At 60.8% G+C, this 24,146-nt stretch carries 24 protein-coding genes and 1 tRNA gene; 14 read left to right on the top strand and 11 right to left on the bottom strand.

Annotation, left to right across the window (positions count from 1 at the left end):
- Nucleotides 1-19: 19 nt before the first annotated feature.
- The 5 genes from AC56LY_RS15370 to AC56LY_RS15350 form a co-directional block, all read right to left on the bottom strand.
- Nucleotides 20-1,051, bottom strand: coding sequence for an OmpA family protein (locus tag AC56LY_RS15370; RefSeq protein ID WP_499580880.1), 1,032 nt, complete (start codon nt 1,049-1,051; stop codon nt 20-22).
- A gap of 679 nt (nt 1,052-1,730) precedes the next feature.
- A tRNA-Lys gene (locus AC56LY_RS15365) sits at nt 1,731-1,806 on the bottom strand.
- A gap of 72 nt (nt 1,807-1,878) precedes the next feature.
- Complete coding sequence (tfpB, locus tag AC56LY_RS15360) at nt 1,879-3,675, bottom strand: type IV pilus assembly ATPase TfpB (protein WP_499580878.1); 1,797 nt, start codon at nt 3,673-3,675, stop codon at nt 1,879-1,881.
- 16 nt (nt 3,676-3,691) lie between these two features.
- Nucleotides 3,692-4,474: a spermine/spermidine synthase domain-containing protein gene (locus AC56LY_RS15355; protein WP_499580876.1), complete on the bottom strand. Its 783-nt coding sequence runs from the start codon at nt 4,472-4,474 to the stop codon at nt 3,692-3,694.
- A 132-nt stretch (nt 4,475-4,606) separates the two neighbouring features.
- Entirely contained in the window at nt 4,607-5,152 is a 546-nt protein-coding gene (locus AC56LY_RS15350; protein ID WP_499580874.1) for a glycine zipper 2TM domain-containing protein, read from the bottom strand.
- A 307-nt stretch (nt 5,153-5,459) separates the two neighbouring features.
- Here AC56LY_RS15350 and AC56LY_RS15345 point away from each other — a divergent pair, with 307 nt between their 5' ends.
- From AC56LY_RS15345 to AC56LY_RS15325, 5 genes are all read left to right on the top strand, one after another.
- Entirely contained in the window at nt 5,460-5,954 is a 495-nt protein-coding gene (locus AC56LY_RS15345) for a barstar family protein (RefSeq protein WP_499580872.1), read from the top strand.
- A 52-nt stretch (nt 5,955-6,006) separates the two neighbouring features.
- A complete protein-coding gene (purN, locus tag AC56LY_RS15340; protein ID WP_499580870.1) occupies nt 6,007-6,636 on the top strand; it encodes a phosphoribosylglycinamide formyltransferase in 630 nt (209 codons plus the stop codon).
- Between the two features lie 43 nt (nt 6,637-6,679).
- Complete coding sequence (locus AC56LY_RS15335; RefSeq protein WP_499559618.1) at nt 6,680-8,005, top strand: RsmB/NOP family class I SAM-dependent RNA methyltransferase; 1,326 nt, start codon at nt 6,680-6,682, stop codon at nt 8,003-8,005.
- 11 nt (nt 8,006-8,016) lie between these two features.
- On the top strand, nt 8,017-9,387 hold the full coding sequence (locus tag AC56LY_RS15330; protein ID WP_499580869.1) for a mechanosensitive ion channel family protein: 1,371 nt from the start codon (nt 8,017-8,019) through the stop codon (nt 9,385-9,387).
- 103 nt (nt 9,388-9,490) lie between these two features.
- Entirely contained in the window at nt 9,491-10,702 is a 1,212-nt protein-coding gene (locus AC56LY_RS15325) for a DesA family fatty acid desaturase (protein ID WP_499580867.1), read from the top strand.
- Nucleotides 10,703-10,908: 206 nt separating this feature from the next.
- Here AC56LY_RS15325 and AC56LY_RS15320 read toward each other — a convergent pair whose 3' ends face one another.
- From AC56LY_RS15320 to radC, 4 genes are all read right to left on the bottom strand, one after another.
- Nucleotides 10,909-12,510 carry a DUF418 domain-containing protein gene (locus AC56LY_RS15320; RefSeq protein WP_499580866.1) on the bottom strand — a complete coding sequence of 534 codons (1,602 nt, stop codon included), beginning with the start codon at nt 12,508-12,510 and terminating at the stop codon, nt 10,909-10,911.
- Between the two features lie 86 nt (nt 12,511-12,596).
- Complete coding sequence (gene rpmG, locus AC56LY_RS15315) at nt 12,597-12,764, bottom strand: 50S ribosomal protein L33 (RefSeq protein WP_005665735.1); 168 nt, start codon at nt 12,762-12,764, stop codon at nt 12,597-12,599.
- A gap of 13 nt (nt 12,765-12,777) precedes the next feature.
- On the bottom strand, nt 12,778-13,014 hold the full coding sequence (gene rpmB, locus AC56LY_RS15310) for a 50S ribosomal protein L28 (protein WP_183555830.1): 237 nt from the start codon (nt 13,012-13,014) through the stop codon (nt 12,778-12,780).
- A gap of 210 nt (nt 13,015-13,224) precedes the next feature.
- Entirely contained in the window at nt 13,225-13,896 is a 672-nt protein-coding gene (radC, locus tag AC56LY_RS15305) for a RadC family protein (RefSeq protein ID WP_499580864.1), read from the bottom strand.
- Nucleotides 13,897-14,009: 113 nt separating this feature from the next.
- Here radC and AC56LY_RS15300 point away from each other — a divergent pair, with 113 nt between their 5' ends.
- The 6 genes from AC56LY_RS15300 to AC56LY_RS15275 all read left to right on the top strand — a co-directional run bounded on the left by AC56LY_RS15300 (nt 14,010) and on the right by AC56LY_RS15275 (nt 19,315).
- Entirely contained in the window at nt 14,010-14,462 is a 453-nt protein-coding gene (locus tag AC56LY_RS15300) for an FKBP-type peptidyl-prolyl cis-trans isomerase (protein WP_499580862.1), read from the top strand.
- A gap of 9 nt (nt 14,463-14,471) precedes the next feature.
- A complete protein-coding gene (gene ispH, locus AC56LY_RS15295) occupies nt 14,472-15,431 on the top strand; it encodes a 4-hydroxy-3-methylbut-2-enyl diphosphate reductase (protein WP_499580861.1) in 960 nt (319 codons plus the stop codon).
- Nucleotides 15,432-15,660: 229 nt separating this feature from the next.
- Nucleotides 15,661-16,590: a branched-chain amino acid ABC transporter permease gene (locus AC56LY_RS15290; RefSeq protein WP_499580859.1), complete on the top strand. Its 930-nt coding sequence runs from the start codon at nt 15,661-15,663 to the stop codon at nt 16,588-16,590.
- Between the two features lie 12 nt (nt 16,591-16,602).
- Nucleotides 16,603-17,814: an ABC transporter permease subunit gene (locus AC56LY_RS15285; protein WP_499580857.1), complete on the top strand. Its 1,212-nt coding sequence runs from the start codon at nt 16,603-16,605 to the stop codon at nt 17,812-17,814.
- Nucleotides 17,811-18,581, top strand: a complete 771-nt coding sequence (locus AC56LY_RS15280; RefSeq protein ID WP_499580856.1) for an ABC transporter ATP-binding protein — start codon at nt 17,811-17,813, stop codon at nt 18,579-18,581. Before AC56LY_RS15285 ends, AC56LY_RS15280 begins: the two co-directional genes overlap by 4 nt.
- A complete protein-coding gene (locus AC56LY_RS15275) occupies nt 18,581-19,315 on the top strand; it encodes an ABC transporter ATP-binding protein (RefSeq protein WP_499580854.1) in 735 nt (244 codons plus the stop codon). Before AC56LY_RS15280 ends, AC56LY_RS15275 begins: the two co-directional genes overlap by 1 nt.
- 75 nt (nt 19,316-19,390) lie before the next feature.
- On the opposite strand, the gene phaP is transcribed toward AC56LY_RS15275, so the two are convergent.
- Nucleotides 19,391-19,963, bottom strand: coding sequence for a TIGR01841 family phasin (gene phaP / locus AC56LY_RS15270; protein WP_499580852.1), 573 nt, complete (start codon nt 19,961-19,963; stop codon nt 19,391-19,393).
- A gap of 327 nt (nt 19,964-20,290) precedes the next feature.
- Here phaP and AC56LY_RS15265 point away from each other — a divergent pair, with 327 nt between their 5' ends.
- From AC56LY_RS15265 to pbpG, 3 genes are all read left to right on the top strand, one after another.
- Nucleotides 20,291-21,226, top strand: a complete 936-nt coding sequence (locus AC56LY_RS15265) for a DMT family transporter (protein ID WP_499580851.1) — start codon at nt 20,291-20,293, stop codon at nt 21,224-21,226.
- Entirely contained in the window at nt 21,223-21,918 is a 696-nt protein-coding gene (locus AC56LY_RS15260) for a nitroreductase (RefSeq protein WP_499580849.1), read from the top strand. Before AC56LY_RS15265 ends, AC56LY_RS15260 begins: the two co-directional genes overlap by 4 nt.
- A 165-nt stretch (nt 21,919-22,083) precedes the next feature.
- Nucleotides 22,084-23,250, top strand: a complete 1,167-nt coding sequence (gene pbpG / locus AC56LY_RS15255; RefSeq protein ID WP_499580848.1) for a D-alanyl-D-alanine endopeptidase — start codon at nt 22,084-22,086, stop codon at nt 23,248-23,250.
- Between the two features lie 50 nt (nt 23,251-23,300).
- Here pbpG and AC56LY_RS15250 read toward each other — a convergent pair whose 3' ends face one another.
- Nucleotides 23,301-24,086, bottom strand: a complete 786-nt coding sequence (locus tag AC56LY_RS15250; protein ID WP_499582060.1) for an IclR family transcriptional regulator — start codon at nt 24,084-24,086, stop codon at nt 23,301-23,303.
- Between the last annotated feature and the right edge of the window lie 60 nt (nt 24,087-24,146).

Below are 24,146 nucleotides of genomic sequence, written 5' to 3'. Positions count from 1 at the left end.
CAGTTGGTCTGCCCACGCATCAGGTACGCTTGACCAGTTCGACGCGTCGGTTTTTGGCGCGACCCGTATCGTCCTGGTTATCAGCCACCGGCTTGGCATCGCCCAGACCCACGGCATTCAGGCGGTCTTTAACAATCCCGCCGGCAAGGAGTAAGCCCATCACGGCGTCTGCTCGCTGCTGCGACAAGGCCTTGTTGTGCGCCGAATCGCCAACATTATCCGTATGGCCTTCGATGGTCAGCTTGAGGGAAGGGTCCTTCTCCAGAAGTTTGGTGATCTCGTCCACTGCCGGCCGACCATCCGGCCGAATGGCGGCCTTGTCCGTATCGAAGTTGATATACAGTGCGACGTGGCCGGCCGAAGCCAGTTGGCTTTGCATTACATCGGCCGTGACAAAGGAGATGGTTTGCTTGAATGGCTGTTCTGCGATTACGCGTGTAACGACCCTGCTGTTGTTTGCCATGAGCACGATCCACACCAGTTGGTCGGGCTTTCGAACCAGATAAACGTCGTATGTCAACGAGCCGTCCGGAATTCGGGTTTTTCTCGCATTTGCGATGATGTCGTCGACCGAGTCCGGTGACAGGCCCTCTGGTGTTACATCGTTAACTTTCACACCACCCATCTGCGCGATCAGGTTTTCATAATTGCGCCGCGCTTCCGTTTCGCTCATTTGTGTTGCGTTCAGGTAGAACTGATGCGACTCGACACGGCCTTCCACTTTGCGAAGTTGTTTGCCGGTTATCACGTGAAGCGAATCGAAATTTGCCTTGTCCGTAAAGCGCTCCCCTTCGCCGAGACCAGAAGGGTATTCCAGATAAGGGAAGGGTGGTAACGCGCCATCGCTGACCGGGACTTTTTCAATATCGAATTGGGCCTGCGATGCTGGCGCGCCCTTGGTAACCGGTGCGGCAGCCGTACCATCCGCGTCTTGCGAGGAGGCTACTGTGGTAGCTGGAGCATCTGGGGGTAGCGAGGACGCTTTGGGTTTGCAAGCGACCAACGGAAGGCTCAAGACGATCAGAGCGATGGCGACGGAATATTTAGGCATGCCTGTCTTTACAAAATGGAATCCGCCGGATTTTAACTGATTTTATTCAATATCAACATGGAAAGTAATGGAATTTTCTCGATAAACCGCATCGATTAACTTTCGGCAACTTTTATGTATCTCTGTATTCCAAATTGCTTGCGAACTTCTGATAAATGAATTCTATGAGCAACGCGAGTGGTTCAATCCACAACCTGACTCAGTGACATTTTGTGATATTTTTATTTGGAAATATAAATGTCCTCAAGGATGTATTAAAACCTACGCCCAGTAATCCTTCGTATCAATTAAGTCTTCTCTTCGGCTGAGTGGCACGGCAAGGTGTTTTTATCCCATTGAGCTCAGGTTTTATATAGGTGACGATCACCGGGATTTTGATAATGGAGTTAGATGCAGAGATGCGATAGCCCGAGGATGGCTTATTCAATTTGGGTCGCGCACAGGCAACCACAAAGGGCTATTGTTAGCGGATGTTTGCACAGTTGTTGTTTGCCTATAGCAAGAAGACGCGACAGGATCTGTGAAACGCTGCGAACAGAGGCTTATGCAAAGCCGCATACGCGAAGGGCATGACGGGCACTTCGAACTTGGCGAGGCCAGACGTTTTCCGAAGCGAGCAAAGCGTAGCCAGAATGCAAAAAGCCCACGAACCGAAATTCGTGGGCTTCTCGATAATTCTTGGTAGGCCGTGCGGGATTCGAACCTGCGACCAACGGATTAAAAGTCCGCTGCTCTACCAGCTGAGCTAACGACCCAAGGAGGCAGCATTATAGCGGGCGATCCGGCATCGCGCTAGGCCTCCCGCATAAATTTCTACAAAGAACTACTCAAGACAACGCCGACGTCACCTTCAGCACCTCGTCCGCCGTGGTCACGCCTTCAACCACTTTCATCGCGCCGGCAATGCGCAGTGGCTTCATGCCATCGAGAACACTCTGCTGGCGCAGCGCCACCAGGTCGCCCGCACCCCGCATCAGCTTGCCAAAGCCCTCACTCACGCTCAACAGCTCATAAATCCCGGTCCGTCCCCGATACCCGGTCTGGCGGCACTCTGGACAGCCAATCGGCCGATATACAACAGCAGGCTTGGGAATCTTCCACGCACCGCCAACGCTGTCCCACACATCGTCGCTCAACTCGCCACCGGGCGTCTTGCAGGCAGGGCAGAGCGTGCGTACCAGGCGCTGGGCCATCACGCCGATCAATGTCGCCTCGAGCAGGTAATCCGGCACGCCCAGTTCGATCAGGCGCATCACTGCCGATGGCGCGTCGTTCGTGTGCAGCGTCGAGAACACCAGGTGTCCGGTCAGCGCGGCCTGGATCGCCATCTCGGCCGTCGGCAGGTCGCGGATCTCGCCGACCATGATGATGTCCGGGTCCTGGCGCATCAATGAGCGCACGCCATCGGCGAACGACAGATCGATCCCTGGCTGCACCTGCATCTGGTTGAAGGCCGGTTCGACCATCTCGATCGGGTCTTCTACCGTGCAGACATTGACTTCGCTCGTCGCCAGCGCCTTGAGGGTCGTATATAGCGTCGTCGTCTTGCCCGAGCCAGTGGGGCCGGTCACGAGGATGATGCCATGCGGGCGCTTGGTCAGGCGATCCCAGCGCAGGGCGTCGTCAGCCGGAAAGCCTAGCTCGGGCAATGTCTTGACGACGACTTCAGGGTCGAAAATACGCATCACGAGCTTTTCCCCGAACGCGGTGGGCATCGTCGACAGGCGCAATTCGACTTCCTGGCCGCCGGCGGTGCGGGTTTTGATGCGGCCATCTTGCGGGCGGCGCTTTTCAATCACGTCCATCCGTCCCAGCAATTTGATCCGCGCCGTCATCGCAATCATGACCACGGCCGGCACCTGGTACACCTGGTGCAGCACGCCGTCGATGCGAAAACGTACGACAGCAAGTTCACGCTTCGGTTCCAAATGAATATCCGAAGCCCGCTGTTCGAAGGCGTAACCCCACAGCCAGTCGACGATATTGACGATGTGCTGGTCGTTGGCATCGAACTGCTTGTTCGCCTTGCCCATTTCGACCAACTGCTCGAAGTTGTTGCGCATCGCGACGTCTTGTCCGCTGCTGCGGTTGGCGTCGCGGATCGATTTGGCCAGTGCGAAAAATTGCGAGATGTACTGCGCAATGTCGAGCGGATTGGCCAGCACCAGTTCGATGCGGCGCCGCGCGACTTTGGCGATCTCGGCCTCCCATTCGGTCAGCGATGGATCGGCCGTGGCCACCACCAGCGTCGTCGCTGTCATTTCCACTGGCAGGATATTGAAGCGCGCCGCGTAGCCGGCCGACATCACGTCGGCCACTTTCGTGAAATCGATCTTGAGCGGATCGATGCGGATGAAGGGCAGGCCGACCTTGGCGGCGCACCATTCGGTCAGCACGTCCAGCGTGAGCAGGCGATGGGGCGGTAATTCCGAAACCAGCTTGCATTGCGCCACCGCCGTGAGCGGGTGCATTGTGCCCGGTGCATTCTTGAGGATGCCCTGGGCTTGGGCGAATTGGGCCTTGACGTTGTCCTTCGTGACGATCCCGTCGGCCAGCAGCCACGAAAAAATCGATTGCAGATCGAGCTTACGCAGGCTGGCGGGTTTTTGCGGGATAGCGTTCACGGTGGCCCTTGGCAAATCAATCGGTGGCGAACAATCCCTTGACCCAGGATGCGGCGGGCAGCTTGGTCTGGAGTTTGATCTGCGCCGCCCGTTTGCTCAGCGCGTCCTCGTCAAGCGTGGGGCGCGTCTTGAAGCAGAGTGCGACCACATTACCATCGTGCACTTCAGGCAGGCACAGTACGTGGCCGAAGGCGAACTTCATGGCCTTGAGGTTCTTGGCAAAACTCGGGTGGTCGCCAAACAGGTTGACGGTCATGATGCCCTCGTCGGTCAGGCAATTGGCGCAGGCCACGTAGAACTCGGGCGTGTCGAGCACAGGGCCGCGCGCGGTGGCGTCATACAAGTCGCATTGCAGCACGTCGAACGCGCCGTGGTGCTGCGGGTCTTCGACGAAGTCCAGCGCATCCATCTCGAGCACGGTCAGGCGTTCGTCCAGGCCCGGCAGCTTGAACATCGAGTTGCAGATGGCGATCACCGACGGGTTCAGTTCGATAGCGGTGACGGTGGCCTCGGGAAACTGGCGGTAGCAGAACTTGGTCATCGTGGCCGCGCCCAGGCCGAGCTGGACGATGGCGCGTGGCGACTCGATGAACAGCATCCAGGCCATCATCTGCTGGGCGTACTCGAGTTCCGGCCAGTCAGGCTTGCGGATGCGCATGGCACCCTGAACCCATTCGGTGCCGAAATGCAGGTAGCGTACGCCTTCCTGTTCGGACAGCGTGACGGGCGCGTATTTTGGCTTGCGGGAAGGGCGGCGCGACGATTCGGCCTGTTCGATGGATTTGCGTTTGATGAGCATAAGACTGCCTGATGGAATCGCCCTATTATCGGCGGTTGCGTTCCCGCAGCGCAAGCTCGGTCCACGATCCGCACCCTGCATACGACAACGCGGCCACCGGGGCCGCGTTGTCGTATGCAATGATGACGAAGCTTAGCGCTGATACTGGCTATAGGACTGGCCGTCGTCATAGCTGTCCAGTGGCTGGACCGACACGCGCAGACGCACGCGGTTGCCCGGGTCATTGCGCATCAGCGACGTGTAATTCTGGCCACGGTATTCGTAGGTCACGTTGTAGCCCGAGGTGCGCGATTCGATGGCTTCCACGGTGCGGCATTGCTGCACTGCCTGTTCTTGCACGCTGCTGCCCTGGCGACCATTGTTCTGGACGCGGTCGCCCACCATGGCACCGGCGATGGCGCCGGCGGCCGACGCAGCCACTTTACCGTTGCCGCCGCCGATCTGGCTGCCGAGCAGGGCGCCGGCGATACCGCCGACAATCGTGCCGCCTGCGTTGCGTTCTTGTTGCACCGGCACTTGCACGTATTCGGTACGGCACTCCTGGCGCGGGGTGCGGACTTGTTCGACGCGTGGCTCGACGCGCACCACCCGGCCGAAATCTTCAAAGTCGGCAGCCTGTGCCAGCGGCAGGGTGACCACACCCAGGGCTGCGATGATCAGTTTGGCTTGGAATTTCATGATGGTCCTCGTTCAGTGGTGCGACGTTGGTTGAGACAATAAATACAGTCTGCGTTCAAGTCTTGATAGTACGCCGATCGCAAAAACACATCGAGTCCCTGTGGCAACAAAATGTAACAGCCGATTGACTAGTCGCGGAAGCGCGCCAGAATGAAGCCGACCGATTTGCCTTGTTTTTGAGGCCGTCAAGGTGGTACCGATTCTTACAAATGACTATTCGCAATGCACATTTGGGTTGCTTCCAATACCACAAAACGTTACCCTTACACAAATCATGGACTTATTGGCGTATAGCAACGACAGCGAGGTGAGCGGCAGCAACGCCCCATGGCGTCGCGACGGGTTGCGCCATGGCGCGTTATTGACAGGTCAACTTGAGGAAAAAATGAGTTTGTTGATGAGAGTGGCGCCGAATATTGTGCAAGCGATCCGCGCGTTTAACGTTGGCGATCTGCAACAGGAGGCGGGGCAACTCGGACATCATTTTCTGTACGCACATTGCGCCAACACGCTCACCAAACAACAAGTCTGCGCCCGTATCGGCGAACAATTCTACTTTCCAAAGCCGTGCAGCAAGAACTTCGATGCGCTGCGTAAATGCCTGACCGAAACCGTCCACGAAGCAGGCCCGCAGCCGGGCTTCATCGTGGTGCTGGAGCAGCTGCCAAGCGCCCAGAAATTCGACAAGGAAGCACGCGAAAACCTGCTCGACGTGTTTCGCGATGCGGCCGAATTCTGGGCCGAAAAGAAGGTGCCGTTCCGCGTGTTCTACTCGTTCGCGACGGTGCCGCCGACCGCCTGAGTCAGGATCAAAGGCAGCATTTGGTGCCCGTCGTTACGGTACAATGCCGCCTATGAAAAATATCGTGATCCTGATTTCGGGCCGCGGAAGCAATATGGAAGCGGTCGTACGAGCGCTTGATGCTGAAGGTTGGCCAGCCCGTATCGCCGCCGTCATCAGCAATAAACCTGAAGCCGGTGGCCTGGCGTTTGCGCAGGCGCGCGGCATTCCCACTGCAGTGGTGCCGAGCAAGTCGTTTGCCACCCGCGCCGAATTCGACGCCAAGCTGCAGGAAACCATCGACGTCTTCGAGCCGGATCTGGTCGTGCTGGCCGGTTTCATGCGCATCCTGACGGCGCCGTTCGTCGAGCATTATGCAGGCCGGATGCTCAATATTCACCCGTCGCTGCTGCCGCTGTTTCCGGGATTGCACACGCACCAGCAGGCGCTCGACGCCGGTTGTGTCGAGCATGGCGCGACGGTCCACTTTGTCACGGCCGAACTCGATCACGGCCCGGCGGTCTTGCAGGCACGCATTCCCGTGCTGCCAGGCGACACCGAAGCCACGCTCGCTACCCGCCTGCTGGTCGAAGAACACAAGCTTTATCCGCGCGCGGTGCGCCTGTTCGTCGAAGACCGTCTGGTCGTCGAGAACGGTGCGGTGCGCATCGTCGAGCCCAGCTTTGACGCCATTAGTATTTAAAACGCATTGTTTTAAGTAAGCAGTTTACAACCCAAGGATTTACATGAGATTGCCTCCAGCGATCGTCGCCAAGACTGAAGAAGTCCTGCGCGAGATTCTCCGTTTTACCTCCCCAGCCGACGTCACCCTGTCGCGTTTCTTCAAAGACAATCCGCGTTTTGGCGGCCGTGAGCGTGGCGTGATTGCCGAAGCCGTGTATTCGGTGCTGCGTAACAAGTCGTTCTTCACCGATTTCGCCGGTCATGGCAGCACGCCGTCGATGCGCCGCCTGGCGCTGCTGGGCCTGGCCGAAACGGCTGGCATCGATTCGATCGGTGGCCTGACCGAAGATGAAACCCACTTCCTGACCCGCATCAAGGAAGTCGATCGCACGTTGTTGCCAGGTCCGGTGCAAGCCAATCTGCCGCAATGGCTGTACGACAAGCTGGTGGCCCAGTTCGGCGAAGCCGAAGCCCTGGAACTGGCTGCCGTCCTCAACACGCCGGCGCCGCTCGATTTGCGCGTCAATTCGATCAAGGCCGAGCGCGACGCCGTCATCGCCACGCTGCTCGAAGCGCCGATCGTGGCCGAGCCGATGCCGTATGCGCCGCTGGGCCTGCGCGTCAAGCAAAAGCCTGCGCTGCAGAATCTGCCGCTGTTCAAGGAAGGCGCGATCGAAGTGCAGGACGAGGGCAGCCAGGTGCTGTCGCAGATCGTCGGCGCGCGCCGCGGCGAGATGGTGGTCGACTTCTGCGCTGGTGCCGGCGGCAAGACGCTGGCACTGGGCGCGCTGATGCGCAATACCGGTCGCCTGTACGCGTTCGACGTGTCCGAAAAGCGTCTGGCCAAACTGAAGCCGCGCATGGCGCGCAGCGGTTTGTCGAACGTGCATCCGGTGCTCATCGCGCACGAGCGCGATGCCAAGGTCAAGCGCCTGGCCGGCAAGATCGACCGCGTGCTGGTCGATGCGCCATGCTCGGGTCTGGGTACCTTGCGCCGCAATCCGGACGTCAAGTGGCGCCAGCAACTGGGCGCCATCGCCGAGATGCAGGAAAAGCAAGCCGCGATCCTGGACGGTGCTGCGCGCCTGGTCAAGAACGGTGGCCGCCTCGTGTACGCCACCTGCAGCCTGCTGAATGAAGAAAACGACGTCATCGTCGAGGGCTTCCTGGCAACGCACCCTGATTTCGATCTGGTGCCGATGAGCCAGGTGCTGGCCGAGCAAAAGATTCCGCTCGAAATGGACAAGTACCTCAAGCTCTTGCCGCACAAGCACCAGACCGACGGCTTCTTCGCCGCTGTTCTGCAACGCAAGGCACTGGTCAAGGCAGCACCAGTCAAGGCAGACGCCGATCTTGACGCCGATGTGACGGCCACCGACGAAGAATAAGGAAACCTGCGATGCCCTTGTCCGACCTCTGGAATGTCATGATTGTCGACATCCGCAACCCGGCCCTGTTGTGGCAGGCGCTTGCGATTGTCTTCTGTGTGGCGGCGGGCTGGGGGTTGGCAGGGTTGATCGGGCGCTCGCTGCTCAAGAATCGCGATGAGCAGGGCCGCTTGATGCGTGTCGGGCTGGGCGGCGTTGCCCGTGTGCTCGGGCCGCTGCTGACGGTCGCGCTGCTGTCGCTCAGCAAGGTCATCCTGGAGCATTTCCAGACCGTGAACCTGCTGCGCGTGGCGCTGCCGCTGTTCGTGTCGCTGGCGGTCATCCGCACCTTCTTTTACCTGCTGCGCCGTGCCTTTGCGCGCCGTGGCCAGGTGGGCGAGGCGCTGCAGACGTTCGAGCGCGTGTTTGCCTTCACGGCCTGGATCATCGTGGCGCTGCACCTGACCGGCATTCTGCCGGACGTGTTGCACGCGCTCGAGACGACCATGCTGCCGGTCGGGGCCAAGAAAACCTCGCTGCTCGACCTGTTGCAGGGCGTCGTCTCGATCGTCGTGCTGATGATCGTGGCGCTGTGGGCCGGCGCCGCGCTCGAAGAGCGGCTGATGCATGTCGAGCGCATGCACTCGTCGCTGCGCGTCGCGTTGGCGCGCGTGGGCCGTGCTGCGCTGATCCTCGTTGCCGTGTTGTTGAGCCTGTCACTGGCGGGGCTGGACCTGACCGTGCTATCGGTGTTCGGCGGCGCGCTTGGTGTGGGTCTGGGTCTGGGCATGCAGCGGATTGCCAGTAATTATGTGTCCGGTTTCATCATCCTGTTCGAGCGCAGTCTGGCGATTGGCGATCCGATCACCCTCGACAAGTATTCCGGCAAGGTCGCGCGCATCAATACGCGCTACACGGTGTTGCGTAGCGCCGACGGTACGCAGACGCTGTTGCCAAACGAGATGCTGATCACCGGCGTGGTGCTGAACCAGTCGGTGACGAACAAGAATGTGCGCGCCGTCACCAAGCTGGTGGTGTCGTACGACAGCGATCTGTCGGTCGTAATGCCGTTGCTGGAAGAGCAACCCAAAGGCGTTGACCGCGTGCTGGAGACGCCGGCGCCGAATGTGCTGCTGACGGCCTTTGTCGCCGATGGTTACGAGCTCGAAGTGGGGTTCTTCCTGGGCGACCCGGAAAACGGGCAGGGCGGACCGATCTCGGAAGTCAACCGCAAGATTTACGCGCTGGTGCACACTGGCGCCATCAAGCTTGGCCATCCTTCGATGGACACGCGCCTGCTCGACGCGCACATCACGTCCGTGATGGCGCGTACCGCTGAAGGTGCGTCAGACGCTACCGAAGGTGGCGTAAAACAGACTGGCGCGGATTTAGGCAAAAATTGAAGCCGTGCTGCTGCCGTGCGGCAGTAGAAACACGTAAAATGCAAGGGTTATGCATGTGCGATCTTCCTGATCGACGTCATACAAGCCCTGCATTGGAGACTGAATGAATTTCTTTAACGACACTTTGCACGCTGTGCTGTCGTTCTTGTCGACCGGCCTGCTGGATTTTTCGGCATGGGAAGTCGTTCTGTACACGCTGGTGGTCACGCACATCACCATCATCAGCGTCACTGTGTACCTGCACCGCCATCAGGCGCACCGCGCGCTTGACCTGCACCCGATTCCAAGTCACTTCTTCCGTTTCTGGCTGTGGCTGACCACTGGTCAGGTCACCAAGGAGTGGGCCTCGATCCACCGCAAGCACCACGCCAAGTGCGACACCGAAGAAGATCCGCACAGCCCGCAAACGCGCGGCATCCGCAAGGTGCTGTTCGAAGGCGCCGAGCTGTACCGCGCCGAGAGCAAGGTCCAGGAAACCATGGACAAGTATGGCCATGGCACGCCGGACGACTGGATTGAGCGTCACGTGTACACCGGTCGCAGCATGATGGGCGTGGTCGCGATGCTTGTGATCAACGTTGCGCTGTTCGGCATCATCGGTTTGTCGGTGTGGGCGGTGCAGATGATGTGGATTCCGATCACTGCTGCCGGCATCATCAATGGCCTGGGCCACTGGTGGGGCTACCGCAATTTCGATTGCAGCGATGCCGCGACCAACATCTTCCCGTGGGGCATCCTGATTGGTGGCGAAGAGCTGCACAACAATCACCACACGTATGCCACGTCGGCCAAGCTGTCGAGCAAGTGGTACGAGTTCGACCTGGGCTGGGGCTATATCCGCATGCTCGAAATGGTCGGACTGGCCAAGGTCAAGAAAGTGGCGCCGAAGCCGAAACTGGCCAAGAACAAGGATCAGGCGGATTTCGATACGCTGCAATCGGTGATCGCCAATCGTTACGACGTGATGGCCAAGTATGCGAAATCGGTACGGCATGCGTTCCATGAAGAATTCGAGCAGCGCAAGCATGCCAGTGGCCTGGAAACGCGCTTCCTGAAAAGCTCGCGCAAGCTGATGCAGCGCGAACCGGCCAAGCTGGAGTTGTCGCAGAAAGAGCAGCTGGTCGAGCTGTTCCAGCACAGCAAAGCGCTGGAGACCATGCACAATATGCGTGTGGAACTGGGCGCGATCTGGGAACGTTCGCATCACACCCGTGATCAGTTGCTGCATCAGTTGCAGGACTGGTGCAACCGCGCTGAGGCGTCCGGCATCAAGGCGCTGCAAGAGTTTTCGTTGCGCCTGCGTACCTATGCCTGATCCTGTATCAGCGGATTGAAAAACGGCTCCTTCGGGAGCCGTTTTGCATTTGGTCGCGCCTGCTTTATTCACCTACACAGCTGGGGTCAGGTCTGACATTCGGACACGACCTCAGCCTTAATCAGTTCGATGTTGGCTCGTACATTTTTAGCACGACACGGCGTCAGCTATTCCGACTACCTGACTGTCGGGATCGTGTCCGAATGTCAGACCTGACCCCGGCTTTTTATGCGCATCGGCGGCCAGGTCAGGTAGGTCAGCGCGCGCCAGACCCATTCGACCGGGCCGTACTGGTAGCGCGCCAGCCACCAGTGACTCAGGCCGATCTGCAACGCGCACAACCCCAGCGCGATGCCCACTTGCGCCGTCCGTCCCATCCCCCACAGCCCCATTCCGTGGGCATAAAACAACAGCGAAAACACGAGCGATTGCGTCAGGTAATTGCTCAGAGCCATGCGCCCGAACGGTGCCAGCAGGCGGATCCGTGCCAGCGCGCCACGGCTGTGCAGCATCAACATGACCGCGCCAATATAACCAAGCGCAGCGGGCAGACTGCCCAGCGACAGCAGGGCGTAGGCAAGATCATGGCCGCCATCGTCGACCCCAAGCGGCCGGCCTGTCGCAATCAGGCTGCCAAGCAGGCCAAGTCCGACGCCGAGCGGAATGCCAATAATGGCCAGCTGGCGGTAGAGCGCTTTGTACTCTCCCGCGCGTGCGATGACGCCCGATCGCACGAACCAGACGCCGATCAGGAATACGCCTACCAGCAACACTGCGAACCCGACCTCGTCACGCAGGCGTTCGGCCAACTGCCTGAACCGCATCGCCACGGCATCCCGATAACTGCCCTGCGTGAGTACGGCACGCTCTTCGACGCTGCGCGCGACCTGCTCGCGGTAGCGTAGCGCGCGGCCATCGTCGGCGCGCGCGTCGGCGTCATCGGTGCTGGCGCGTGTGCTGGTGGTGGTGCTCGCACTCATCATCTGGGTAACTGCAGGTGCGAAGTGCCGCACGCCGGCTTCTGCCGCGATGAACGAATAGGTCAGCAGCACGATCTGGAGACCGATGCGTAGTGGCTTCTGTTCGGACAGGCCGCGCCGGCAGGCAAGCAGGCCCAGTCCCATCAAGATGGCGCCCGTCGCGGCAAGCATTGTCGTGTCGTCGCCCTTGCTGCCCCAGGCTGCGCCCAGCGCCGCCAGCAGCATCAACACACCGGCGCCGATCGTCAGCAGCGGAAACAGCCACGCTTGCCGCGCGCGCAGGTACAGCGCGACCAGTGCCGCCAGGATGATCGGCGCCAGCAACCAGCCCAGCCAGCCCAGACCCGGGATCTGCGGCAGCACCGCGCAGGCAATGAATGCGGTCACGAGCACCCGCGCCGGCGCCAGCAGCGCGAGCATCAGCGCAAGCGCGCCGACCGCATAGCTGATCAGGATATCGCCGCTCCAGAGCAAGGTGTGGTGCAGCAGCCCGATCGCCAGCAGCACGCCGACCCGGCGGCCGTAAATGGGCGCAAACCGCCGCTCGGCCACACGGGCGCGCTCGAGCATCAGTGCGAAGCCCATGCCGAACAGCAGCGAAAAGATGGTCCAGAACTTGCCGCTGACCAGATATGCGACAAGAAACGCCACGAGCCAGTCCAGGCCGTGCAGACCAGCCGGGATGCCTTGTCCGGATTCGACCACGGGCCGGTTGAAAAATTCGACGTTGGCGATGCAGATGCCGATCAGCGCAAAGCCGCGCAATACATCGAGGGCGTCGAGACGGTCGGTGGCGGGAGAGAGGGAGGGCAGGGGCGAACTGGTCATTCCGCCATGGTAACGCGGACGGTGTCCGGCCATAAAAAAAGCCGCCAGGCTTGCGCCGGCGGCTTTTTGAAAGACAACAGGATCGATTACTTGATCTTGGTTTCTTTGTAGATCACGTGCTTACGTGCCTTAGGGTCGAATTTGGTAATTTCCATTTTCGCCGGCATCGTGCGCTTGTTCTTGGTGGTGGTGTAGAAGTGACCCGTACCTGCAGTCGATTCCAGCTTGATTTTGTCGCGGCCAGTTTTTGCCATGATAGCTCCCTAATTAAACTTTTTCGCCACGAGCACGCATGTCGACCAGCACGGCATCGATGCCGAGCTTGTCAATCAGGCGCAGGCCGGCGTTCGACAAACGCAGCGAAACCCAGCGGTTTTCGGATTCGACGTAGATACGACGATTCTGCAGGTTAGGCAGGAAACGACGCTTCGTTTTGTTGTTAGCGTGGGAGACGTTGTTACCAACCATCACACCCTTGCCGGTTACTTGGCAAACACGTGCCATAGTGCACTCCTTAAATATGTTCCAGGACTGGAAAAACGAGAGTATAGCGCGAAAAATGAAGCGGAATCAATCACTTGCGAAAAACAATGGTCAATTCAATGGATTAAAAAATTTAACAATTGCCGATGCGGGTATATCAGCACGGGTAAGCCCCTGTTTACGCGCTGTAATTTATGCCAAGGACCAAACGGCAAGCGGGTGGCAAATCCGTCACAACTGCCCATGTTCGGCAAACGAATACACCTGGTTGCCGGCCACCACGAAATGGTCCAGCACCCGGATTTCTACCAGTGACAGCGCCTGCGTGAGCGCGCCCGTGAGCCGCAGATCCGCGTCGCTGGGCTCGGCCACGCCCGATGGATGGTTGTGCGCCAGGATCACGGCCGCCGCATTGCGCCGCAGCGCCGCCTTGACGACTTCGCGCGGATAGACACTGGTATGTGTCAGCGTGCCCCTGAACATGTCGTCACAATTGATCAGGCGGTTTTTTATATCCAGGAACAGCACGGTGAACGATTCATGCGTGCGCAGCGCGAAGTGGCTGCGCAGATAGTGCCGCACTGCCTCAGGCGAACACAACGCCTCGCGCCGGAATTGCTCGGCTACCGCGCGTCGTGCCAGCTCGAGCGCCGCCTGGAGCTGCGCATACTTGGCGGGCCCAAGACCGTGCAGTTGGCCGAATTCGCCGGCATCGGCATGCAGCAGCCGCTGCAGCGAGCCGAAGTGGGCGAGGGTGTCGCCCGCCAGCGTCACAGCGCTTTTCCCCGCCACGCCCACGCGCAGGAAAATTGCCAGCAGTTCGGTGTCCGACAATGCCGCCGGGCCATCGCGCAGCAAGCGCTCGCGGGGGCGGTCCTGCTCGGGCCAGTCACAAATTCCCATCGTGATTCCTCGCCAAAAAAAGAGGCAGCCCGGGCGCAAGCTGCGCGCGTGGCTTACAATAGCGGTTTGCCCCACCGGGGCTGCCCGCACTCATACGAAACGTCGCAAAGAACATGGCCAACGCTGCTCCTGTCGTCAATGAATCCTCGTACCTGACCCTGCATTACCGCCTGGCTGTTGCCGGTGGTTCTGATGTGATCACCACCTTCAACGGCACGCCGGCAACGCTGTTGCTGGGTCAGGGCCAGCTGGCACCGTTCCTCGAAGAACGCCTGCTCGGCCTGCCCGAAGGCACGCACCAGACCTTCGAGCTCAGTGCGCAGGAAGCGTTCGGTGAACGTAACCCGGAACTGATCCAGTCGGTGTCGAAGGCGACGCTGGAAGAAAATTCGGTGCCGGGCGCCGACTACCTGGTCGGTGAAGTGGTCGAATTCAATGCGCCGAAGGGCGGCCGGTTTGCCGGTGTGCTGCTTGAAATGCGTGACGACTCGGCCCTGTTCGACTTCAACCATCCGATGGCTGGCCGGGCGCTCCAGTTCGAAGTGAAACTGATTTCGGTGCTGTAAAGGAAGACTATGGAAAACGAAATTCTGCTTGCCCAGCCGCGCGGCTTTTGCGCTGGCGTCGACCGCGCCATCGAAATTGTCGAGCGCGCCCTGACCCAATTTGGCGCCCCGATCTATGTGCGCCACGAGATCGTCCACAACGCCTACGTGGTGGCCGACCTGCGCACCAAGGGCGCGATCTTCATTGAGCAGCTCGAAGACGTCCCGCCCGGCAATACGCTGGTGTTTTCGGCGCATGGCGTCTCGAAAGCGGTCCGCGCCGACGCCGAAGCGCGCGGCCTGACGATCTTCGACGCGACCTGCCCACTGGTGACCAAGGTGCACGTCGAAGTGGCCAAGATGCGCAAACTCGGCGCCGAGATCATCATGATCGGCCACGATGGCCACCCTGAAGTCGAAGGCACGATGGGCCAGGCCGAAGAAGGCATGCACTTGGTCGAGACCGTTGCCGATGTCGAGAACCTGCAGGTGCGCAACCCCGACCTGCTCGCGTATGTGTCGCAAACCACGTTGTCGGTCGACGACACGGCCGACATCATCGACGCGCTCAAGGTGCGCTTCCCGAATATCATCGAGCCGAAGAAGGGCGACATCTGCTACGCCACCACCAACCGCCAGGAAGCCGTCAAGTTCCTCGCACCGCAGGTGGAAGTGGTGATCGTCGTTGGCAGCCCGAACAGTTCCAACTCAAACCGCCTGCGCGAAGTGGCCGACAAGATGGGCACGCCTGCGTATATGGTCGACAACGCCGCCGCCATCGATCCGGCCTGGATCGCCGGCAAGAAACGCATCGGCGTCACCGCCGGCGCATCGGCGCCCGAGGTACTGGTGCAGGCTGTGATCGATCGCCTCAAGCAACTGGGCGCCGCCAGTGTGCGCGCCCTTGAAGGTGTCGAAGAGAACGTCACGTTCCCGCTGCCGAAAGGGCTGGACGGGGTTCGGCAAGTGGCCTTCAAGGCGGAAAGCTGAACATTATTTTTCGTTCCGGCAGAAAACAAAAATTAGCTACTGCCGCCATTTACCGTTGTTAGTTTTCCGGCAGCCAAGCTATGATGGCGGCGCTCGGATTTGTCGTAGCGACGCGCCCACCAGCGCTTTGTTCGGCCGCAAACAGCGGTAAGGCAGCGGCTTCAGACCATGAGCGGCACGTCGGGATATCCGGCGTGCCGTTTTTTGTTATTGCACAACAGGCGGAACGATGGAAACCTTTATCCAACAACTACTGAACGGGCTCGTGCTCGGCAGTATGTATGCGTTGGTCGCGCTCGGCTATACGATGGTGTACGGCGTTCTCAACCTGATCAATTTCGCCCATGGTGACGTGCTGATGATCGGCGCGATGATTGGCCTGACCATCCTGCAATTGCTTGAAGCCTATGTGCCTGGCCTGCCTGGTTATGTGCAACTGGCGCTGGCAATCCTGGGCGCCATTCCTGTCACCATGCTGGTCAATATCCTGATTGAACGCATTGCCTACCGCCGCCTGCGCAATGCGCCGCGCCTGGCGCCGTTGATCACGGCCATCGGCATCTCGATCCTGCTGCAAACGTTCGCGATGATGATCTGGGGCCGCAGCCCGTTGCCGTTCCCGCAACTGCTGTCGTCCGAGCCGATCATGATTGGCGGCGCCATGATTTCGCAAACGCAGGTGCTGCTGCTGGTGCTGGCCGCGCTGGCGATGGGCGGCCTCGTGCTGCTGGTCGAGCGCACGAAGATGGGCCGCGCGATGCGCGCCGTGGCCGAGAACCCGCGCGTGGCCGGCCTGATGGGCGTGGATTCGAACCGCGTGATTGTCGCCACCTTTGCCATTGGCGCCGCGCTGGCCGCCGTGGCCGGCGTGATGTGGGGCGCCAACTATGCGTCGATCACGTTCACGATGGGCGTGCTGCCGGGCCTGAAAGCGTTCTGCGCCGCGGTGCTGGGCGGCATCGGCAATATTTATGGCGCCATGATCGGTGGGCTCGTGCTGGGCATCATCGAAGCGCTCGGCGCCGGCTATATCGGCGACCTGACCGGCGGCTTCCTTGGCAGCCACTACCAGGACATCTTCGCCTTCGTGGTGCTGATCCTCGTGTTGACCCTGCGCCCGTCCGGGATCATGGGCGAACGCGTGGCCGACCGCGCTTAACCGGAGCACACCATGGCACTCCTGACGTTCGACACCCAGCACAAGCCGCGCCAGGCCTATACCAGCATGGCGCTCCTGCTGGTACTGCTGCTGATCTTCCCGTTCTTCGCCGCGCAATTCGGCAACTCGTGGGTCCGCATCATCGACATCGCGCTGCTGTACATCATGCTCGCGCTTGGCCTGAACATCGTGGTGGGCTTTGCCGGCCTGCTCGACCTGGGCTATATCGCGTTCTTTGCCGTCGGTGCTTATCTGGTCGGCCTGTTCTCGTCGCCACAGTTCGCTGCGCTGCTGGAATCGGTGATCTATTATTCGCCCGCCATCGGCGAGGCGCTTGTCGCGTTCTTCGGCCCCGAGATCCAGCAGAACGGCATCCACCTGTCGCTGTGGGCGATCGTGCCGCTGGCAGCCTTGTGCGCCGCGCTGTGCGGCGCGCTGCTGGGCGCCCCGACGCTCAAATTGCGCGGCGACTACCTCGCCATCGTCACGCTGGGCTTCGGCGAGATCATCCGCATCTTCATGAACAACCTGAACGACCCGATCAACTTCACCAACGGGCCGCAGGGGATCAACATGATCGACCCGATCCGCATCTTCGGGGTGTCGCTGGCGGGCGAGGAAGGGTCGAACGCCACCGTGCACATCGGCAGTTACGCGATGCCGTCGGTGAACGCGTATTACTTCCTGTTCCTGGCGCTGGTGATCGCGTCGATCTTCATCACAGGCCGCCTGCAGCACTCGCGCCTGGGCCGCGCCTGGGTGGCGATCCGCGAAGACGAAATCGCGGCCAAGGCGATGGGCATCAATACCCGCAACGTCAAGCTGCTCGCGTTTGCCATGGGCGCCTCGTTCGGCGGCGTGGCCGGCGCGATGTTCGGCGCCTTCCAGGGCTTTGTCTCGCCGGAATCGTTCTCGCTGACCGAGTCCATTGCCGTGCTGGCGATGGTGGTGCTCGGCGGTATCGGCCACATCCCGGGCGTGGTGCTGGGCGGCGTGCTGCTGGCGGCCCTGCCGGAAGTGCTGCGCCACGTGGTCGACCCGGCCCAGCAGGCGCTGTTCGGCAAGGTGATCATCGAGGCCGAAGTGCTGCGCCAGTTGCTGTACGGCCTGGCGCTGGTGCTGATCATGCTGGTGCGCCCGGCCGGCCTGTGGCCATCGCCCAACAAGGAAGAGCGCCCGAATGCCGCACTGGCGCGTGACGACGAAGAAGCGAGTACCACATGAACGACCAGGTCATTCTGAACATTGCCGGCGTCAACAAGCGCTTCGGCGGCCTGCAGGCGCTGACCGATGTCGGCATCCGGATCATGCAGGGCCAGATCTACGGCCTGATCGGCCCGAACGGCGCCGGCAAGACCACGTTCTTCAATGTGATCACGGGTCTCTACCAGCCCGACAGCGGCACGTTCGAGCTGGCCGGCAAGGCGTACTCGCCGTCGGCCCCGCATGATGTCGCCAGGGCCGGCATCGCGCGCACGTTCCAGAACATCCGCCTGTTCGGCGAGATGAGCGCGCTGGAAAACGTCATGGTGGGCCGCCATGTGCGCACCAAACAGGGCGTGCTCGGCGCGATCCTGCGCCACAAGGCGGCGCGTGAAGAAGAACGGGCGATCCGCGTCCGCGCCCAGGAGCTGCTCGATTTTGTGGGCATCGGCCAGTTTGCCAACCGCACGGCAAAGTTTTTGTCGTACGGCGACCAGCGGCGCCTGGAAATCGCGCGCGCGCTGGCGACCGATCCGCAATTGCTGGCGCTGGACGAACCGGCGGCCGGCATGAACGCCACCGAAAAACTGGGACTGCGCGAACTGCTCGTCAAGATCAAGGCGCAGGGCAAGACCGTGCTGCTGATCGAGCACGACGTCAAACTGATGATGGGTCTGTGCGACCGCATCACGGTGCTCGAATACGGCAAGCAGATTGCCGAAGGTGTGCCGGCCGAGATCCAAAAGAACCAGGCCGTGATCGACGCCTATCTGGGAGGTGCCCACTGATGGACGCAACGAAGAATGAAACGATCCTGCAGATAGCGGGCCTGAAAGTCGCGTACGGCGGCATCAAGGCCGTCAAGGGGATCGACCTGCAAGTGGGCCGGGGCGAACTGGTCACGCTGATTGGTGCGAATGGTGCCGGCAAGACGACCACGCTGAAGGCCATCACCGGCACGCTGCCGCCATGCAAGGTCGAAGGCGACATCAGCTACCTGGGGCAACCACTGCGCGGCACCCAGTCATTCCGCATGGTCCAGCAAAAGCTGGCGATGGTGCCGGAAGGGCGGGGGGTGTTCACCCGCATGTCGATTCACGAAAACCTGTTGATGGGCGCCTACACGCGCAATGACAAAGCCGGGATCGATGCCGATATCGAAAAGTGGTATGCGGTGTTCCCGCGCCTGAAGGAGCGCGCGGCCCAACTGGCCGGGACGCTCTCGGGCGGCGAGCAGCAGATGCTGGCGATGGCGCGCGCACTGATGTGCCATCCAACGCTGCTGTTGCTGGACGAGCCGTCGATGGGCCTGTCGCCGATCATGGTCGAGAAGATTTTCGAGGTGATCCGCGATGTGTCGCAGCAGGGCATCACGATCCTGCTGGTCGAGCAGAACGCCAAGCTGGCGCTGCAGGCCGCGCACCGCGGCTATGTGATGGAGTCGGGCGAGATCATCATGACGGGCAATGCGCGCGACATGCTGACCGATCCGCGTGTGCAGGCCGCGTATCTGGGCGAATAACCCATACCGACGTAAAAATGGCCGGGACGCTTGCGCGACCCGGCCTTTTTTTTACCGATCAGCGATGCTGCAGTATTACGCAGCAGCAGCCGTTGCGGCGTTGGTGGCTTTGGCAGCGGTGGCCGAGAATTGCGACACGGCGGCGTTCACATTGGTTTCGATGGCTTCGACAGCCTGCTTCGAGGTCTTGCTGAACTGCTCGTAACCGGCATTGGCGTTGCTGATGGCGGTCTTGACGGCGGCGACGAAGTTTTCCGAACCGGCCGGTGCATTCTTGCTCACTTCGTCGACCAGCGAAATCACCTTGCGGTTGGCTTCGACGATCTGGCTTTCGGCCGCTTTCGAGAATTCGGCGCCGGTGCCGCTGGCGATCGATGCCAGCTGACGGCTGTAGGCCATGGCTTTTTCAGCGCTTGGCTGGGCCTGGGTAGCGGCCAGCGAGAAGAATTCTTGTGGATCCTTGGCGCTCAGCATCTTGCTGGCCAGGGCTGACGATTCTTCGAGGCTGGCACGTGCGGTGCTGATGTTCAGGGCAACCAGTTTTTCCATGCTCTCGAACGTCTTCGACGTCAGCGACGAAAACAGGGCGAACTGCGATTCCATGCTGGTCTTGGTGGCGGTGGAAAACTGCTCAGGGATTGCAAACATGTGTCTCTCCAAAATGTTACGTTTCGTGAATGGACTGTTGCTCGGGTAGGGGCAGGTTCTTTGACAAACGCGACGAAGCTCTTCTTTTGTGCACCGCAACAGGGCAGATTTTGTGCCACTTCGTTTGAGGCGTCAAGCGATTTTGATGCGATGCACAATCCCGTGGTACGGAAGTGACAAGATTGCATTTGCCATGAGAAAGCTCAATTGATCTACCGCAAACGAACATTCTTTTTCTGCCTTTTTTGCTGCATCAGGACCGTGTGCTAGACTCGATCCTTGTCTTTACCTTAACTACCGTGGTTTTTTCGGGATACCCGTTCATCCATGTCACAGCGCGCCGCTTCTCCGCCGGTTTCTGCTGCCGCCCCGGCCGCCCCGGCTGCCCCATGGCTGTCGCCAGTGCCGCTGTTCTTTGTGCTGTTATGGAGCACCGGCTTTATCGTCGCCAAGTTCGGCCTGCCTTATGCGCCGCCGCTGACCTTCCTCATCGTGCGTTGCCTGGGCGTGCTGGCCGTGTTGCTGCCGATCGTGCTGATCTGGCGCGCGCCGTGGCCGCGTGGCCGGATCCTGCATGTGGCGCTGGCCGGGCTGCTGTTGCAGGCAGGGTACCTGGGCGGGGTCTGGGCTGCCATCGGCCTGGGCATGCCGGCCGGGCTGACGGCGCTGATCGTCGGCATGCAGCCCATCCTGACCGCGGCGGCCGCACCACTGATTGGCGAACGCGTGCGGCGCCTGCAGTGGCTTGGCTTGCTGCTAGGCCTGTCCGGCGTGGCGCTGGTCGTGTATGCCAAGCTGGGCCTGGCTGGCATGTCGCCTGCCGCGCTGGCGCTGTGCCTGTTTGCGCTGCTCTGCATCACGAGCGGCACGCTGTATCAGCGCCGTTTCTGTCCGCAGTTCGATCTGCGCACCGGCACCGTGATCCAGTTCGGCGCCACGGTGCTGGTGCTGATTCCACTGGCCATCTGGCTGGAAAACCTTGATCCGGCGTTCAGCCACATCACCTGGAGCGGCGACTTCATCCTGGCCCTGATGTGGTCGGTGCTGGCACTGTCGATCGGCGCCATCTTCCTGTTGTTTACCCTGATCCGGCGCAGCCAGGCCACGGAAGTAACGAGCCTGATGTACCTGACCCCGCCCACCACCGCCATCATGGCGTGGCTGCTGTTCGGCGAATCGTTCAGCCTGCTTGGTCTGGTCGGGATGATGGTCGCCGTCAGTGGCGTCGCCTTTGTCGTCAAGAAACCAAGGAATCTCCGATGATCAGCAGTCCCAGCCAGGAAGCGGTCGATGCCGCCATCACGTCGCGCCGCTCGATCCGCGCCTTTCTCGACAAGCCGGTGGAACGCGACGAGATCGCACGCATTCTCGACGTTGCCGCGCGTGCGCCGTCGGGCACCAATACGCAACCGTGGAAGGTGTATGTGCTCACTGGCGCGGCGCGCACGCGGCTGTCGAACGCGATCCTGGCGGTCAATGCCGATCCCGGGCAGGCACGCGGGCACACCGAGGAATACGCCTACTATCCGCGCGAGTGGACGTCGCCGTACATCGACCGGCGCCGCAAGGTCGGCTGGGATCTGTACAGCCTGCTGGGGCTGAGCCGCGACAACAAGGCTGGCATGGCGGCCCAGCATGCGCGCAACTACGCCTTCTTCGACGCGCCGGTGGGCTTGATCTTCACGATCGACCGCATCATGGCGCAGGGCTCATGGCTCGACTACGGCATGTTTTTACAGAACATCATGGTGGCAGCGCGCGCACGCGGCCTCGACACTTGCCCGCAAGCGGCGTTCACGCAGTATCATCGGATCATTCATGCCGAACTTGGCCTGGCGGACAGCGAGATGGTGGTCTGCGGCATGGCGCTGGGCTGGGCCGATCCGGAGCGGATCGAGAACACCCTGGTGACCGAGCGTGAGCCCAGTGAAGGCTTCTCCCGCTTCATGGACTAGCGTAAATACCGTCAATATCCTGTTGATATCAAAAGAAAAATTGTTTTCATGTTCGTGTTGTTTTAATCGGTTATTGCCGCGCGGAATGTGAATTTTGCTTGCGAACGGACGTCGTTCCGCTACACTTCACTACGTATCTCATCTGTTCGGATCAGGGGCTTCATCATGTTCAAACTTGCTGTGGCTGCTGTCGTTGCCGCTTTATTCGCCTTTTCCCCGGTGCAAGCCGCAGGTGCTGGTGCCGGCGCCGGTGCAGGCGCCACCGAGCAGGCGAAAAAATCCGCCGCTTCCAAGAAAAAAGTCAAACGCCAGGTCGTGCGCAAAGCGACGACCAAACGCACCAAACGCGCCAAACGCCAGGAACTGGCAGCTGCGGACGACCGTCCGCGCCTGGTCCGCCGTGTCAAGACAGTGCGCGGCAAGCGCGTCGTCACGTATCAGCCAGTGCGCACGGCCGCTGCCGCCGTCGCGGTGGGTGTCGCTGCCAAGACTGCTGGCGACATGGCGGGTCTCGATAACACGGCCGATCCGCTGGCGCTGCGCTCGAACGTGGCCTACGTGGTCGACCAGAACAGCGCCGAAGTGCTGTTCGAGAAAAACGCCAATGTCGCACTGCCGATCGCGTCGCTGACCAAGCTGATGACGGGCATGGTCGTCATGGACGCCAGGCAAGACCTCGATGAAGTCTTGCGCGTGACCGACGACGACGTCGACCGCCACAAGTTCAGCAGCTCGCGCCTGCCGGTCGGTGCCAGCATGACGCGCCGCGAACTGCTCCACATTGCCCTGATGAGTTCCGAGAACCGCGCTGCGGCGGCGCTGGGCCGTAACTATCCGGGCGGCATCAATGCCTTCGTCGGTGCAATGAATGCCAAGGCGCGCGAACTGGGCATGCGCGACACCCATTACGTCGATTCCAGCGGCCTGTCGAGCCGCAATGTGTCGAGCGGCCGCGATCTGGCCAAGCTGGTCATGGCGGCGCACGGCAATCCGGTGCTGCGTGAATTCTCGACCACGCCAAATTCGACGGTGCAAGCCAGCGGCCGCACAATGCACTATCGCAATACCAATTACCTGGTGTCGCTGCCTGACTGGAATATCGGCCTGCAAAAGACTGGCTTCATCAACGAAGCAGGGCGCTGCCTGGTGATGCAGGCCATGATCCATGGCCGCAACGTGGTGATGGTGTTCCTGGATTCGAAGGGCAAGATGTCGCGCACGGCCGACGCCGGTCGGATCCGCCGCCTGATCGAGTCGCTGCCGGACCGGATGGATGTCGATGCGATCCGGCCATCGACCATCACCGCCAGCGCGCCAGGCCTGGCGCGCTAAACAACAAGGGCAGGCTCCGCGCCTGCCCTTGTTGTATCTGCCCTTGTGGTTTATACCGTTGGCATCGGCCGATACCCGAGCGTCGCCGAAATGCGCGCCGCGGTCTGTACCAGATCATCGAGCCAGTCTTCCTGCAAGCGGTCGGCCGGCGCCGAAATCGACAAGCCCGCCACCAGCTTGCCACTGTCATCGTGGATGCCGGCAGCCATGCAGCGCACACCCAGTTCCAGCTCTTCGTTGTCGCGTGCATAACCGCGCGAGCGCACCAGGCTCAGCTCACGCTCCAACCGCGCCAGCTCGGTGATCGAATTGCGCGTGTGGCCCGAGAGCCCCGTGCGGGTCGCGTAGGCGCGCGTGGCTTTCACGTCGTCCACGGACAAAAATAGCTTGCCGGTCGAGGTCAGGTGCAGCGGACCGCGTCCGCCAATGGCGCGCACGACCTGCATGCCCGAGCGCTCCGAGAAGGCCCGGTCGATGTACACGATCTCGTCGCCCTGGCGCACCGACAGGTTCACCGTCTGCTGCGTCTTGCGGTGCAGGGCGCGCATGGCGTCGAGCGCCGCTTCGCGTACCGACAGCCGGCTCTTGACCACATTGCCCAGTTCCAGCAAGCGCATGCCCAGCCGGTACGTGCCTGGCTCGACCCGGTCGACAAAGCGCGTGACCACCATATCGTTGAGGATCCGGTGCGCCGTGGACGGGTGCAGGCCCGATACACGTGCCAGCTCCTTGAGGCTGACCGGGTCGGAATAGCTGGCCAGTGCGTCCAGAAGGGAGGTCATGCGTTCGATCACCTGGATCGAGGTCTTGGCGGGTTGGGGCGTTTCCATTTTCATATGATGGTTGGTGCGGTGCAGTAGGCCCATTCTTTATACCATGATGTGAAACGCTCACGC

This window comes from Telluria sp. ZT3P25, from assembly GCF_059685895.1.
The sequence above is the reverse complement of the archived record's forward strand: the minus strand, read 5'-3'. Positions and strand labels throughout refer to the sequence as shown.

Excerpts from the sequence above, each read along its gene's own strand:
- AC56LY_RS15370 (WP_499580880.1), bottom strand. The coding sequence starts at position 1,051 with ATGCCTAAATATTCCGTCGCCATCGCTCTGATCGTCTTGAGCCTTCCG.
- AC56LY_RS15355 (WP_499580876.1), bottom strand. The coding sequence starts at position 4,474 with ATGCTCATCAAACGCAAATCCATCGAACAGGCCGAATCGTCGCGCCGC.
- AC56LY_RS15350 (WP_499580874.1), bottom strand. The coding sequence starts at position 5,152 with ATGAAATTCCAAGCCAAACTGATCATCGCAGCCCTGGGTGTGGTCACC.
- purN (WP_499580870.1), top strand. The coding sequence starts at position 6,007 with ATGAAAAATATCGTGATCCTGATTTCGGGCCGCGGAAGCAATATGGAA.
- AC56LY_RS15335 (WP_499559618.1), top strand. The coding sequence starts at position 6,680 with ATGAGATTGCCTCCAGCGATCGTCGCCAAGACTGAAGAAGTCCTGCGC.
- AC56LY_RS15330 (WP_499580869.1), top strand. The coding sequence starts at position 8,017 with ATGCCCTTGTCCGACCTCTGGAATGTCATGATTGTCGACATCCGCAAC.
- AC56LY_RS15325 (WP_499580867.1), top strand. The coding sequence starts at position 9,491 with ATGAATTTCTTTAACGACACTTTGCACGCTGTGCTGTCGTTCTTGTCG.
- AC56LY_RS15320 (WP_499580866.1), bottom strand. The coding sequence starts at position 12,510 with ATGACCAGTTCGCCCCTGCCCTCCCTCTCTCCCGCCACCGACCGTCTC.
- rpmG (WP_005665735.1), bottom strand. The coding sequence starts at position 12,764 with ATGGCAAAAACTGGCCGCGACAAAATCAAGCTGGAATCGACTGCAGGT.
- rpmB (WP_183555830.1), bottom strand. The coding sequence starts at position 13,014 with ATGGCACGTGTTTGCCAAGTAACCGGCAAGGGTGTGATGGTTGGTAAC.
- radC (WP_499580864.1), bottom strand. The coding sequence starts at position 13,896 with ATGGGAATTTGTGACTGGCCCGAGCAGGACCGCCCCCGCGAGCGCTTG.
- AC56LY_RS15300 (WP_499580862.1), top strand. The coding sequence starts at position 14,010 with ATGGCCAACGCTGCTCCTGTCGTCAATGAATCCTCGTACCTGACCCTG.
- ispH (WP_499580861.1), top strand. The coding sequence starts at position 14,472 with ATGGAAAACGAAATTCTGCTTGCCCAGCCGCGCGGCTTTTGCGCTGGC.
- AC56LY_RS15290 (WP_499580859.1), top strand. The coding sequence starts at position 15,661 with ATGGAAACCTTTATCCAACAACTACTGAACGGGCTCGTGCTCGGCAGT.
- AC56LY_RS15285 (WP_499580857.1), top strand. The coding sequence starts at position 16,603 with ATGGCACTCCTGACGTTCGACACCCAGCACAAGCCGCGCCAGGCCTAT.
- AC56LY_RS15280 (WP_499580856.1), top strand. The coding sequence starts at position 17,811 with ATGAACGACCAGGTCATTCTGAACATTGCCGGCGTCAACAAGCGCTTC.
- AC56LY_RS15275 (WP_499580854.1), top strand. The coding sequence starts at position 18,581 with ATGGACGCAACGAAGAATGAAACGATCCTGCAGATAGCGGGCCTGAAA.
- phaP (WP_499580852.1), bottom strand. The coding sequence starts at position 19,963 with ATGTTTGCAATCCCTGAGCAGTTTTCCACCGCCACCAAGACCAGCATG.
- AC56LY_RS15265 (WP_499580851.1), top strand. The coding sequence starts at position 20,291 with ATGTCACAGCGCGCCGCTTCTCCGCCGGTTTCTGCTGCCGCCCCGGCC.
- AC56LY_RS15260 (WP_499580849.1), top strand. The coding sequence starts at position 21,223 with ATGATCAGCAGTCCCAGCCAGGAAGCGGTCGATGCCGCCATCACGTCG.
- pbpG (WP_499580848.1), top strand. The coding sequence starts at position 22,084 with ATGTTCAAACTTGCTGTGGCTGCTGTCGTTGCCGCTTTATTCGCCTTT.
- AC56LY_RS15250 (WP_499582060.1), bottom strand. The coding sequence starts at position 24,086 with ATGAAAATGGAAACGCCCCAACCCGCCAAGACCTCGATCCAGGTGATC.